Below are 14,375 nucleotides of genomic sequence, written 5' to 3' on the forward strand. Positions count from 1 at the left end.
GTTCAATGGCTAAAGATACATTTTTTAATAAAAAGGAAAGCCTCAACGCGGGCGGAAGGCTAATTGACCTGAGCACGCCGAAGGTGATGGGCATTATTAACCTCACGCCCGACTCATTTTTTCAGGACAGCCGTAAACCCGCCGTTGCCGATGCGGTGCAACAGGCCGGAAAGATGCTCGCCGACGGCGCAACTTTTCTGGATCTTGGTGCTTACTCCTCACGCCCCGGCGCTGCTGACATCAGCGCACAGGAAGAAACCGACCGCTTGATACCTGTTGTTGAAGCCATAGTTTCCGCGCTGCCGCAAGCTGTTTTATCTGTTGATACCTTCCGGGCTCCGGTTGCTGAGGCTGCTGTAAAAGCGGGGGCGCATATCATCAATGATATATCGGGCGGACAACTGGATGCTGATATGTTTACAACAGTTGCCCGCTTACAAGTGCCATATATTTTGATGCACATGCGCGGCACACCACAAAACATGACATCTTTAACTGATTATGAAGATATATTTAGCGAGGTGTTTGATTATTTTGTTGACAAATACCACCAGCTTAAGCAACTGGGTGTTAACGATGTGATTTTAGACCCCGGCTTCGGTTTTGCCAAAAAAGCCGAACAAAGCTACGCCCTGCTTAACCGTATGCATGAATTCGCTCCGCTTGAATTGCCCATACTTGCAGGCGTATCGCGTAAGCGGATGATTTATGGCTTGCTGAGCAACACCGCTGCCGAAGCATTAAACGGCACTACCGTATTGAATACCATCGCTTTACAGAAAGGCGCTTCTATTTTGCGTGTGCATGATGTAAAGGAAGCGGTAGAGGTGGTGAAGTTGTGGCAGGCGGTGAATAGTTAATGATTGTCCATCCCAGCCCGAAACAAAGCCGTTATTAGGAAGCATTAAGCAGATTACAAAATATCCACCAACTCCTTTAAACTATTGATTTGTTGGGGTACATCATCGGGTTTTTCGGCATTGTGCGGGTTAAAGTAAATAGCATCCATACCATAAGCTATGGCGCCACGTACATCGGCTTCTATACTGTCCCCTATCATTACGCAGCTATGCCTGGTGCAGCCGGCAAGGGTAACGGCATGTTCAAATATGGCTTTGTCGGGTTTATTTACGCCAACCATTTCAGATATAATAATATTATCAAAGTAACCGGCAATATTAGTACCCGCTGTTTTTAGTTCAGTAGCCTCTTTAAAGCCGTTAGTTATTAAGTGCAGACTATATTTTGATTGTAGATACTGTAATGTTTCGTGCGCATGCGGAAACAGGTTGGTTTTGGTTGGGCATAATTGCACGTAATCATCCTCGAACGATTGCGGCATTACTTCCGGATCAACACCTAAATCTTCAAACGTTTTTTTAAACCGGGTTTCGCGTAATTGCTGCTTGCTTATTTTACCCAAATGGTAATCAGTCCAAAGCTGGTGATTGTTGCGGGTATAGGTCTCAATAAAAACTTCGGCAACGGGTAAGCCCAGATCTTTTAATTTATGGGTAACATAAAGCTCCTGCAAGGTTTCTTCGGCATTGCGGTCAAAATCCCAAATGGTGTGGTCCAGATCGAAAAATATATGCTGATAGGTTTTGGCGTTGCCTTTGTTTTCAGGTGAGATGCTGGTCATGCCGCAAATGTAGTTATTGCATAGCACAACGGTGTAAAGCTATTGCAGCGTTTTATACATAATGGTTGTAGCGTCCAGCCTGTCCTCAAAAGGGTCGAGGCAATAACCGGGAATAACGCCGGCGATTTCATAACCTAAGGATGTGTACAACGGTTCAGCGGCATCGCCGGTACGGGTATCAAGTGTCAATAAACTTCTGGTATGTTCTTCAGCTACTTTCTCTATCTCCAGCATCAGGGCTTTGGCTATCCCCTGCCCGCGATGGTCAGGATGCACCATCAGCTTTCTCACCTCGGCACGGTGTGGCTGATTAGGCATGGTATCAATATCCAGCTGTACCGTACCAATCAACGCATCGCCACCCATGGCGGCAAGCACGATCACACTGTTTGTTTGTACGGCCGACAGAACCCGGGCGGCCCAGTAGTCCTCCGCATCCGTTTGCGAAAACGGCATCACAAAGCCAATGCTCGCGCCTGCGTGTACACAAGCATGCAGCAGATCGCCCAATTGCTCTATATATTTTTCCAGGTCATCAGCACTTAGCTGCTTTATTGAAAATTGCTGTCGCTCAGGCATAACTTATTATGGGTTTGATGCTAATCAAATGTAGCAATTATACTTTAACACTACCCGTACGTTTTAATGTACCCCAACCGCTCAGCTCACCTTTAAGCGCTTTACGTACCGATTTAAACAACACATAATACATCAACTGCCGCCATAAAAACCGCTGCGGAATAATGTAGATGAGCTTACGGTAATCATCGCGTTCCATACGGAAAGCGATGATGGAAACTACAAAATCAACCAGCAAAAATACGCCGTAATAATTCAGCAAACGCTCGGGCTTGGGCTCAAAAAGCGCCAGTACCATCATCAGGTCGGCCAGCGGGGCAAACAGCGGTAATACGATCTGAAAGATCAGGATATTAGGCATACCCACCATCCCGAAAAAGCGGTATTTTTTATTGAACAGCGCATCTCGGTTCTTCCAGAAACTTTGCATTACGCCGAAGCTCCAGCGGAAACGTTGTTTAAGCAGCATCTTCACCGTTTCAGGCGCTTCGGTATAAGCGATGGCATCACCGCAATTGCGAATAACGTAGCCCTGCTTCAATATGCGCATAGTTAAGTCGCAGTCCTCGGCTAAAGTGTCCGACGTAAAGCCGCCCGCTTTATAAATAGCCTCTTTACGAAATGCGCCGATAGCGCCGGGAACCACCGTGATACTATTGATCAGATCAAAAGCCCGCCTGTCCATATTTTGCGCCGTAATGTATTCGATAGATTGCCAGATGGTGATGAGGTTATGCGCATTGCCAACCTTAACGGTACCTGCCACAGCGCCAATCTCGGCATCGGTAAAGCAGCTCATCAGGTGAAGAATAGCATCACTCTTTAATTGTGTATCAGCATCAATACAAACCAGGTACTCGTTATTAGAGTGTTCAATGCCATAGTTAAGCGCGGATGCCTTACCACCATTTGCCTTGGTAAATATCTTCACCAATGGATGATCGCAAAAGGCTTCGCTCACAACTTTGTAGGTATGATCCTTTGATCCATCATCGATAAAAATAATATCAAAGCGGGGATAATCTAATTTGAGCAGGCTGTTGATGGTATTAACGGCGGTAACCTCTTCGTTGTAAGCCGGCACAATTATGCTTACCGCTGGCAGATCAGCTTGAGCAACGGTTGCCTGGCGGTTTTTATTCTCAAAAAATTGCTTTACAGCTAAAATACCGATAAGTATAATACGGCCGATTGCTAAAAATATAGCCGACAAGAATACATAGAACAGGAACCAGTTGCCATAAAAGTACCCCGCCACAACCGCATTATACAAAGGGCCCGTAATACCGCTGTTGGCATCATCCTTAACAAGGGGCATTATATCGTCGCGCGTTTTGTCAATCACATCGGCAATGGTGGTAAACTTGTAACCTTGCCGCTTTAGCTCTTTGATGATGCGCGGCAGCGCCTGCACGGTGGCCTCGCGGGTATCTCCTCCGGCATCGTGCAGTAATATCATGGAGCCTTTGTGCGCATCGCGGATGGTGCGCGCGTAAATACTGTCAGCGGTAACGCCGGGGTACCAATCCCACGGATCGATCGATTCACCGATGTTGATATAGCTTTGCCTTCGGCTTTCAGCTACGGGTATCACCTCGGCAATGGTTTGCGGCTCGGCATCGGCATTGAACGGCGGCCTGAACAATATAGTGCTTCGCCCCGTAACCGATTCTATGAGTTTACGTGTAGCATTTAACTCCAGCTTAACGCGCTCAGGGCTTACCTTTGATATATCCGGGTGCAGGTAGGTATGGTTACCTATCTCATAGCCCTCATCATGTATGCGTTTAAGCAGCGGTATGTTCTTTTCGGCCATTGAGCCCACCACAAAAAAGGCCGCGGGCACGTTTTCTTTTTTTAAGATATCTAAAATGCGCGGCGTATAATCCGGGTCAGGGCCATCATCAAAAGTGAGCACCAGTTTGCCGGGTTTGTAGCCATAGCGGCGTATTACATACTTGGTGGGCAGGGTAATGTATTGCTGTTTGGTGATGGTGTAACTGGTGGTATCCATCTTCAACTTTATCTCGCCCGCATGTGGGGTAGTAATCAGGTCGAGTACCTCGCCATCGCCAATGTAATCTATCTTATCATTCAATCCTACTGATGATAGCGGGCGGGTATCAAAGCCCGTTTTTCGCAGCGAATCAATGGTGAGGCTTTTAGAAATAAAACTCCACAGTCGCGGATCTTCATAACTTAACCGCCACAGCGCCACGCCTGCAGTACCCCAATCATCAGCCATGCGGATGATGTTGAAATTAGCGGCCGCATCAGCAAAATAAACGGTATGCTTCAGGCTATCAAGCCCCAGGTAGGTATAATGCATATTGGCCGAAGCCGGATCAAAAACAATACGTGCGCTGTTCTCTTTGGCCACACTTATGGCCTGCTGATAGCTTACCGGCGAGCCGACGCTGTTCTCCGGCCAGTCAAACCCACCACCCGGAAAAGTGAGTATCACCTTTTCGCTGGGTACACGAGCGCATACATTGTCTATCAGTTCCTCTACCCATTCCTGGTGCGATACATCTCCCGCGTTGCTCGACTCGTTATGCTGATCAATAGCCATTACGAACAGGTAATCGTTTACATGTTGTAACTCTTCCAGGCGATAGTTTTCATCCTCGGCAATAACGTTTTGGGTAAGCATTAAGCCTTGGGTATGTAAGCCGTTATAGAGCTCCTTTTGAAAGGCGCGAAAATTATGGCTATTGATGTCAATATCATAAACATCAATATTCAACCCCTTAAAATTCCGCTTTTTTAGCTGTGCAACTATATCATCAATAAAACCGGCACGCAATTGCTTATCGCTTATAATATGCTCCAGTGTTTTTGTATCATATCCGCCGCGCAGGTTGTCATAATTAACATAGTTAGACAGGCTGACAATTACAGGTTTTTTATACTTCTTATTCAGGTTGATGAGCCCCGTATCAATGGATACATTTACCACGTTGGCGCCTGGCTTTATGAAAAAGCCCTCGCTTACCACCATATCCAGCTTGGGTAAACTTTCGGCTAAGGAGTTATAGGCTTGCGGTTCCCAGGCGCGGTAAAAGGCGGCGTTTATGCGACGTTTGTTATTAGGGTGTTTAAGCTGCTGCTGCTTACGGGCCTGCTGCAGGTTTTGCAGTTGCTTTTTCTGGATCTTAAAATCGCGGTATTTGGTTGACCGCTTTAACTGTTCAAGCTGCTGCGCGGTGAGTTTTTTAGGCGATGGGTTTAAATTAGGGAGGCTGGGATAAGTTTTATCGGTAACGGTAATAGCGGCGGCAACAATACCGCATACAAGCACAATTAAAAAAATGCGGCTAAACCATTTAAAGCGTTTCCATCTGCCAGGCGTATCGGCCTGAAAAACCTGCTTTTGTGACATGAAATATTAATAGCAAAAATTAGGGAATAAAGGGCTATCTATGCTTATCGGGCTGTATGTTGCTAAAGTCGACGCCGCATTTACAGTTGGTACCGCATCCCTTTTTAGCAAACAGGCTGTTATATATTTTACGGCCAAGATAAAACGCTGCGCCCGCAAACAAAATAACAACTATTACAACCTGGATATTCATCGGCACAAAATTACAAATTATATTATTGAAACGCAGCAAACCATACCCTGATATAAATGCATTAATGATTTACATGTTAATGACAGTGTGCTATTTAGCTGAAAATACTGTTAATTTTAGCATTAATCACTAATGACCTTCAGTTTTGAGCTGATAATTACGCTGTTAATAAATTCATAATGTGGCAAAAGCTTTAAAATGCAATAAATTAAGTGTACCTTTGCGCCAAATTTTAGAGCCGCATTTACATGCAAAAAATCAGAAATATTGCTATCATAGCACACGTTGACCACGGCAAAACTACCCTGGTTGACAAAATTTTGCACAGCTGTGCCATTTTCAGGGACAATCAGGAAACAGGTGAACTGATACTGGATAATAACGACCTTGAACGTGAGCGTGGTATTACCATTGTTGCAAAAAACGTTTCGGTTAAATACAAAGACGTTAAAATTAATATAATTGACACCCCTGGACACGCCGACTTTGGCGGCGAGGTTGAGCGTGTGTTAAAAATGGCTGACGGCGTGTTGCTGCTTTGCGACGCTTTTGAAGGTGCCATGCCACAAACTCGTTTTGTTACCCAAAAGGCTTTGGCTTTAGGCCTGAAACCAATTGTGGTAGTAAACAAAGTGGATAAAGAAAACTGCCGCCCTGAAGAGGTTTATGAGCAGATTTTTGAACTGTTTTTTAACCTTGATGCTACCGAAGAGCAACTGGAATTCCCGGTTATCTACGGTTCATCAAAACAAGGCTGGATGAACACTGATTGGAAAACTCCAACGGATAACATCTTCCCGCTGATGGATACTATCCTGTCGCACATCCCTCCAGCACCTATTGTTGAGGGTACGTTGCAAATGCAGATCACCTCGCTGGATTATTCATCTTTCGTAGGCCGTATTGCCATTGGCCGTGTTGCCCGTGGTGTTATAAAAGAGAACATGCCGGTATCATTGGTGAAACGCGATGGCACTATCCAAAAATCACGCATTAAAGAGCTTTATACTTTCGAGGGCTTAGGTAAAATCAAAGCTACCGAAGTTAAGGCCGGCGATATTTGCGCTGTTGTAGGTATTGATGGTTTTGATATTGGCGATACCATTGCCGATTTTGAAAAACCGGAGCAACTGGAGGTTATCAAAATTGATGAGCCTACCATGAACATGCTGTTCACCATCAACAACTCACCTTTCTTTGGTAAAGAAGGTAAATTTGTTACTTCACGCCACCTGCGCGATCGTTTATTTAAAGAAACTGAAAAAAACCTGGCACTTCGGGTTGTTGAAACCGATTCGCCTGATTCATACCTGGTATACGGTCGTGGTATTCTTCACCTGTCTGTATTGATCGAGACCATGCGCCGTGAAGGCTATGAGTTACAAGTAGGCCAGCCGCAGGTTATTGTTAAGGAGATTGATGGCGTTAAATGCGAGCCGGTTGAGACCCTTATCGTTGACGTACCTGGTGAAGTTGCCGGCAAAGTAATTGAACTGGTAACCCAACGTAAAGGCGAGTTGCTGATCATGGAGCCAAAAGGCGACTTACAGCATTTGGAGTTTGATATTCCTTCACGTGGTATCATCGGTTTACGTAACAACGTACTTACCGCTACTGCAGGTGAAGCTATCATGGCGCACCGCTTTAAGGCATATGAGCCTTGGAAAGGTACAATCCCTGGCCGTTTAAATGGTGTATTGATCTCGATGGATAAAGGACAGACAACTGCTTACTCTATTGATAAATTACAGGATCGCGGCCGTTTCTTTGTTGACCCGGGTGTTGATGTGTACGAAGGCCAGATACTTGGCGAACACATCCGCGATAATGATTTGGTGATCAACGTAGTTAAAGGCAAGCAGCTAACCAACATGCGCGCATCAGGCAGCGATGACAACGTGCGTATCGCTCCGGCAATTAAATTCTCACTCGAAGAGTCAATGGAGTACATCCAGGCTGATGAGTATATCGAAGTAACACCGCAAAGCATGCGTTTACGTAAAATATACTTAACTGAGAACGAACGTAAAATCAACGCTAAAAAGTTCCAGTCATAATATCGGCACTTTAGCATAGTTAAAATAAAATAGCCATCCGGATCGGGTGGCTATTTTATTTTAACTTAATTTTCCTTTAACGCAAATATTTCTTGACTATATGATTTGAGTTCGTGTATATTTATAACATAAACTTCAAACCATTTATCATGACCACAAAAACGCGCGTTGCCCGCACGCTACTCTTGGCGGGTACATTAATTTCATCATTTATTGTTTCATGTAAAAAATCAGACCTTTTAAAGTCGGAAGACATTAAAGCCATTGTTGACAATGAACTCAGGACAGCCAACATTGCAGTTCCGGCAACAGGCCTCATTGCTTACTGGTCCTTTGATGGTACCGGCAATGACCTTTCGGGCAATGCTAACCATGGCACTATCAACAACCTGTCATCAACGGCAGACAGGTTTGGCAACCCTATAGGCGCTTACTATTTTGACGGATCTACCAGCTACATTTCCGTGCCTGATAAGGCAGCATTACGTTTAAACAATACTGACTTTACCCTGAATGCCTGGGTGAAGCTGGATAGTTACAATACCTCAGCCGGATCACAAATTTTTAGTAAAAGAATTACAGGCGCCAACAACGGCTGGGTATGGAGTATAGTTGGCTCAGGTGCCGCATCTCCGGCAATACCCGGCACAGTTAGTTACGGCCCGGGCGGCGGAAGCACCAATGCCTTCGGAACTACAGCTGTACCTGTAAGCCAGTGGCACATGATAACCAGCGTGTACAGCTTTTCAGCGCAACAATTGAGAATTTATGTCGACGGTGTTTTAGATAACACTACAAATGGCGTTGCGTCACCAAACTCAGCTATTACTGCAATGCTCTACATTGGGCGAGACAACCCGTCTATCGGCACAGGCTATTTTTATAAAGGCGCCCTGGACGATATGAGTATCTACAACTCGGCATTAAGTGCAAGCACCATTACTACCCTTTACAAATCTACCTCAAACAACGCGGCTCCGGGTTTAGTGGCGTACTGGCCTTTTGACAATAGCGGTAATGACATGTCGGGCAACTGGAATAACGGCACTATCAACAATTTATCGGCAGCAACGGACAGGTTTGGCAACAGCATCGGCGCTTATTTCTTTAACGGTGTAGACGGCTACATGTCAGTACCAGACAATACAACACTGCGTTTAAGCAATACCGATTTTACCTTGAACGCCTGGGTTAAGTTGAGCTCATACAATAGCTCATTAGGTTCTGTTATTTTCAGCAAACGCTTAACCGGTGCAAACAACGGCTGGCAATGGAGCATTGTTGGCTCAGGTGCTGCACCAAATACACAAGGCGTATTGTCATACGGCCCGGGTGGCGGCAGTGTTAATGCTTATGGCACTACCGTTATCCCACTTAACGAATGGCACATGGTCACCAGCGTTTACACAGTATCTAACCAGCAACTCCGTATTTATGTTGACGGCGCTTTAAAGAATACAGTAAGTGGTATTGCCACTACCAACGCTAACATTGCAGCATTGCTATACGTTGGCCGTGATAACCCATCGTTAAGTACAAATTACAATTTCCACGGAGCGCTTGACGGACTTAGCATTTACAACTCTGCATTAAGTGCAAGTAATATATTACAGCTATATACTGCAACCAATTAAAGCTCTGTATACATAAATAAGAAAGGAGGCTTTGCGGCCTCCTTTCTTATTTATGCGAGTTTTTTTAATAATACAAGGTCGTCCCTTCAAAAGTAAATAGTGCGGAGGTTGAGGTTTTTCTGATTTTAACAGGTCCGGCATATACTGTAGGGTATGTTGTGTAGTACCAAGATCCGTTTGTAAATGAAAAAACCGGTGTGAGGTTGAAATAAATATCAATTAAATACACCCCAACAATTTTATTTGTAACGTTATCGCCATACATAACATAATTATCACCGGCATAAGTAAATCCTCCGATATCAACTGTAGCAAAATTCACTCCCGCGCTTGCAGGTGGTTGCAGTGCCGGAATTTTAACTTCAGCTGCATTAACTGAGATCACAGTAAACAGCAACACCATTGAAAGTAAACTTAATTTTTTCATTTTTTTTGTTTTAAGGTTAAAAGGAAATACGATTGATTAAATATAAAGAAATATTATCCAAAAAAGAAACTTGTTTATTCATTTAACGCGGTTAGGTAATTCATTTTCCAGCCATAAATCATTAAAAGGTTTATTCTATTTTGCAAAATGATGTATACCTTAGCGAAAACTTTATCACACAAATACATGAAGCACTTTTTTGGATTATTAGTTTCTGCATTATTTTTAATAAGCTTTACTTCCTGCCAGTCAACTTCCCTTGAACCTGAAGGCGATCCGGCTGACTCCACTAAAATTCCGACAGATACTATTGATCTTACGCTTGATAGTTTAAAAACAGGCCTGATCGCGTTTTACCCATTTGATGGCAATGCCAAGGATCTTTCAGGCAACAAGCATAACGGGTTGGTTTATAACATAACCGATGCGAAAAACAGGTTTAACAAACCGGCATCAGCTTATGAATTTAATGGCTACAGTGCATTTGTAAGGGTGGAAGACGCTGAAGACCTACGCCTTTATAACACCAGCTTTACTGTTAACTACTGGATATATGTGGACGCTTATAACCTGTCACATGGTTCGGCTATATTGCATAAGCGCGGCTCTGGTTCAAGCAATGGCTGGCATTTATCATTTTCAGGTGCTGAGGCGCAACATACAAGTGTAGGCAAAGTAGGCAGGCCATCATACGGAGTTTCTGCCGGCGACGATCCGTTTGCGGTTGGTAACAAATATTTGCAAAGAGGCATCTGGTACATGATCACTTCTGTATACGATTTGCAAGAACAAACTTATACAACTTACATAAACGGCAAACTGGACGCAATTCAAGGTGACATTCCGACACCTAACCCCTCAACCGATGCGCCTTTATTTATCGGCCGCGATAGTATTTTCCCGTATGATGGTACCGAACCATACTATTTTATGGGCAGGCTTGATGATATCCGCATTTATAACCGCGTTATAAGCGATACGGAGATACAAAAGCTCTTTGTTTTAACGGAGGCACAGTCTGCCAAAATATCCAGACAATAGTGCAAACGGGATTATTATTTTCCCGAATAGCTTTACAAAAGTTAAATTAGCCGGATGAAAGGGAATGATCGATTAAATCCTACTATATTTCATACACGCTATGTGCATCTAACACATCTGCGGGATGCAACCATAAAAGTAATTAATCAACTAACAGCCAATAGCCCTGATAAGCTATTGGTTGATTTTGGTTGCGGCGATATGCCCTACCGCTCCGTTATTGAGCCAAAGGTGGGTAAGTACCTGGGTGTAGACCTTGAAATGAACCCTAAAGCTGAGCACCATATTGATTTTGACAGCAAAACCACGCTGCCCGATAACTATGCTGATATTGTACTATCGAACCAGGTATTAGAGCATGTGGACTCGCCTGCAGGTTACCTGCAGGAAGCCATGCGCATACTTAAACCCGGCGGCACGCTTATACTTACTACACATGGCTACTGGTTCTACCACCCTACTCCAAATGATTACTGGCGCTGGACCAGCGCCGGACTGCGTAAAACCGTAGAAAAAGAAGGTTTTATTATTTCCTCTTTTCACGGCATTATGGGGCTGGCGGCAAGCGGAATACAATTAGTGCAGGATGCTATAGCGGTTAAGATGCCTAAATTCCTGATCCCGCCATTTGCTTTGGTGATGCAGGGCATGATCGGGTTGTTCAATAAAATAAACTCGCAAAGCCAGCGCGACAGGGATGCCTCACTATACGTTGTTATTGCCACAAAGCCGCTATAAGTATGGGTGAGTTTAACCTATGCATCATAAAACCCAACAACAACGCTTTCTCCGAAACATTTATTGAAGAACATATAAAGCGTTTGCCCGGCAATAAAAAGGTGCTTTGGGGCGGTGCTTTCCCTGTGTATGATGATGAAGGCAAGTTTATCATCACATCAAAATGGGGTCTTTTATTGTATCTGATACAAAAGCGGCTATTTAAAAAGCTGTCTATCGGCGTAGCCAATAAGGCATTGGCAAATTATTTCAAGAGAAATAAAATTGATGTGGTGTTTGCCGAATATGGCATGGTGGGCGCAATGGTTACCGCGGCTTGTAAAATAGCCCGCATTCCGTTGGTAATTCATTATCACGGTGCTGATGTGCACCATAGCGGCACGGTAAAAAAATACTACGATCAATATAAGGAAGCCTTTAAGTATGCCAGCGCATTTATTGCCGTATCGGGCGATATGGTAGAGGCGCTTAAACAATTAGGCGCACCGGCCAATAAGATAACATTGGCATCCTGCGGAGTAGATACGCAAGCCTTTCCCCAATTAGACATATCATCCAACGGGAGAAACTTTATTTCGATTGGTCGCTTTGTGGAGAAAAAATCGCCCTTATCTGTCGTAAAAGCCTTTAAAATAGTGGCTGACGAATATAAGGATGCTACATTAAATATGGTTGGCAACGGCCCTTTGTTTGATGAAACGGCCGCTTTTATAAAACACTCCGGTCTGGAAGATCAGGTAATATTAAAAGGCGTTTTGAAGCCTGATGCAATAAAATCGTTGTTAAAACAAAGCCGTTGTTTTGTACAGCACTCGGTTACCGCGGCAGATGGCGATAAGGAAGGCACGCCTGTGTCCATCTTAGAAGCGGGCTCATCAGGCCTTGCTATCGTGAGCACCCTGCATGCCGGTATAAAGGAAGCTGTAATACATGGCAAAACCGGTTACCTGGTGCCCGAACACGATATTGACAGTATGGGCACTTACATGGTAAAAATTGCCGCCGATGTAAACCTCGTCCAAACACTTGGCAATGCCGGGGCGCAACACATCAGGAATAACTATGATATTAATGCCCGTATTAAAACGCTATCAGCTATTTTATACAGCGCAATGGGCAAAAAGGCAAATTAATGGGTATAGTAAAGCAACAAGCCTATAAAAACACCATTGTACTTTATACCGGTATGGTGATAGCGTACATTAACACGGTATTGCTTTTTCCGCCCATTGTAGGCGATGACAATTTTGGTTTTTACAACCTGGTAATCAGTGTATCGGTGTTGTATTCGCTGGTATCGGCAATGGGTGTACCCAGTATTATAGCTCGCTATTTTCCGTTTTATCGCACCGAAGATGGCAAGCATAACGGCTTTATTCATTGGGTGGCATTCTTGTCGTTTATAGGTTTCGGAGCGGCAACGGCGTTGTACCTCATTTTTAAGCCTGCGATAATTGGCGCTTACGCGCAAAGCTCGCCACTATTTGTAAAGTATTATTATTACATGATACCGCTGGCGCTGTTCATCATCGCCTTCAACTTTTTGGAGATGATGGGACGGGCGGTTTACCGTACCATATTTTCAAACGTGCTGCAATTTGTAGTACTGCGCCTGGCTACCACAGTAATGCTGCTGATGATAGCGCAGAAATGGTTAACCTTTGAAGACTTTATATTCGGCTATATCATTGTAAACGGTTTGATATCGCTTATATTAATGATAAACCTGCTTTTAGCCGGCAGCTTTAAAATGGGGCGGGTACCCAGCAGCTTAACAAGTGATAAAAAACAGGAGATGTTCAACTTCGGAATGTTTACACTTGTGTCTGGCTCGGTGTATACCCTACTGCAAAAGGTAGATACGTTGATGCTTAGCTCTATGGCCAGCGATGCCGTGACCGGGGTTTATAGTTGGTACTTTAACATAGCTATGGTAATTAGCATACCTGCGCAGGCGCTCAGCCGTACTACGTATGCTATCGTAGCCGACTCATGGCGAACAAAGAACATGGCAAATATTGCTGATATCTACGCCAAAACATCTATCATTCAACTGGTGGTAGGCATGTTATTATTTATTGGCATATTTATTAACCGGGATAACCTTTACGCCCTTGCCCGCAATAAGGACTTTACCGATCCAAAATACTTTACCCTGTTTATTGTGATAGGGCTCGGCTTTTTGGCTGACATTACCGGCGGGCTAAACAGCTACATTATTACCACATCGCACAAATACAGGTTGGTTACGCTGATTACGGTTATCATGTGCATCATCTGCGTCGGGCTTAACTATTTACTTATACCAGTTTACCAGGGGCTCGGTTCGGCCATAGCATATTTTATAACTATTGTGGGCATGAACTTTGCCACATGGCTGTATATTAAAATACGCTTTAAAATGCAGCCTTTCACATATAAGCATTTGCTGGTATTAGTTATTGCGGTTATATGTTATTTTATCGGCTTCCACTTTTGGCGCTTGCCCAACGTTTGGCTCGATATTATGGTACGCAGCGGCGTTACCGCCATTGTTTACGCGTTGCTTACTTACCTGTTTAAAATATCGGCAGATGTTAATGAGAAGGTTGACGAGCTGATAGCTAAATTTGTACGTAAATAATTTTACAAAACTTAAAACCCACCGGTTTTAATCCGGTTATTTGATTTCAATAACACTGT

11 protein-coding genes are annotated in these 14,375 nt (G+C 44.1%); 7 read left to right on the top strand and 4 right to left on the bottom strand.

Annotated elements, in window-relative coordinates:
* The first annotated feature begins 5 nt into the window (after nucleotides 1–5).
* A complete protein-coding gene (folP, locus tag LT679_RS09625) occupies nucleotides 6–860 on the top strand; it encodes a dihydropteroate synthase (RefSeq protein WP_232177258.1) in 855 nt (284 codons plus the stop codon).
* Nucleotides 861–913: 53 nt separating this feature from the next.
* Here the strand turns inward: folP and LT679_RS09630 are convergent, their stop codons facing one another.
* The 3 genes from LT679_RS09630 to LT679_RS09640 are packed head-to-tail and all read right to left on the bottom strand — an operon-like array spanning nucleotide 914 to nucleotide 5,603.
* A complete protein-coding gene (locus LT679_RS09630; protein ID WP_232177259.1) occupies nucleotides 914–1,642 on the bottom strand; it encodes a YjjG family noncanonical pyrimidine nucleotidase in 729 nt (242 codons plus the stop codon).
* 39 nt (nucleotides 1,643–1,681) lie between these two features.
* Nucleotides 1,682–2,221, bottom strand: a complete 540-nt coding sequence (locus tag LT679_RS09635; protein ID WP_232177260.1) for a GNAT family N-acetyltransferase — start codon at nucleotides 2,219–2,221, stop codon at nucleotides 1,682–1,684.
* Nucleotides 2,222–2,258: 37 nt separating this feature from the next.
* Nucleotides 2,259–5,603, bottom strand: a complete 3,345-nt coding sequence (locus LT679_RS09640; RefSeq protein ID WP_232177261.1) for a polysaccharide deacetylase family protein — start codon at nucleotides 5,601–5,603, stop codon at nucleotides 2,259–2,261.
* 441 nt (nucleotides 5,604–6,044) lie between these two features.
* On the opposite strand from LT679_RS09640, the gene typA reads away from it, so the two are divergent.
* Together typA and LT679_RS09650 are read left to right on the top strand one after the other, a co-directional pair.
* A complete protein-coding gene (gene typA / locus LT679_RS09645) occupies nucleotides 6,045–7,853 on the top strand; it encodes a translational GTPase TypA (RefSeq protein WP_232177262.1) in 1,809 nt (602 codons plus the stop codon).
* 149 nt (nucleotides 7,854–8,002) lie between these two features.
* On the top strand, nucleotides 8,003–9,487 hold the full coding sequence (locus tag LT679_RS09650; protein WP_232177263.1) for a LamG domain-containing protein: 1,485 nt from the start codon (nucleotides 8,003–8,005) through the stop codon (nucleotides 9,485–9,487).
* Between the two features lie 64 nt (nucleotides 9,488–9,551).
* Here LT679_RS09650 and LT679_RS09655 read toward each other — a convergent pair whose 3' ends face one another.
* Complete coding sequence (locus LT679_RS09655; RefSeq protein ID WP_232177264.1) at nucleotides 9,552–9,914, bottom strand: hypothetical protein; 363 nt, start codon at nucleotides 9,912–9,914, stop codon at nucleotides 9,552–9,554.
* 186 nt (nucleotides 9,915–10,100) lie between these two features.
* Here LT679_RS09655 and LT679_RS09660 point away from each other — a divergent pair, with 186 nt between their 5' ends.
* From LT679_RS09660 to LT679_RS09675, 4 genes are read left to right on the top strand one after another with little or no spacing between them, the layout of a single operon-like run.
* Nucleotides 10,101–10,955 (top strand): LamG domain-containing protein, encoded by an 855-nt coding sequence (locus LT679_RS09660; RefSeq protein ID WP_232177265.1) that lies wholly within the window; start codon nucleotides 10,101–10,103, stop codon nucleotides 10,953–10,955.
* 54 nt (nucleotides 10,956–11,009) lie between these two features.
* A complete protein-coding gene (locus tag LT679_RS09665) occupies nucleotides 11,010–11,693 on the top strand; it encodes a class I SAM-dependent methyltransferase (protein ID WP_232177266.1) in 684 nt (227 codons plus the stop codon).
* A 2-nt stretch (nucleotides 11,694–11,695) separates the two neighbouring features.
* Nucleotides 11,696–12,826, top strand: a complete 1,131-nt coding sequence (locus LT679_RS09670; RefSeq protein WP_232177267.1) for a glycosyltransferase — start codon at nucleotides 11,696–11,698, stop codon at nucleotides 12,824–12,826.
* Nucleotides 12,826–14,316 (top strand): oligosaccharide flippase family protein, encoded by a 1,491-nt coding sequence (locus LT679_RS09675; RefSeq protein WP_232177268.1) that lies wholly within the window; start codon nucleotides 12,826–12,828, stop codon nucleotides 14,314–14,316. Before LT679_RS09670 ends, LT679_RS09675 begins: the two co-directional genes overlap by 1 nt.
* Nucleotides 14,317–14,375 lie beyond the last annotated feature (59 nt).

It is taken from the genome of Mucilaginibacter roseus (genome assembly GCF_021215455.1).
Taxonomy (GTDB): Bacteria; Bacteroidota; Bacteroidia; order Sphingobacteriales; family Sphingobacteriaceae; genus Mucilaginibacter; species Mucilaginibacter roseus.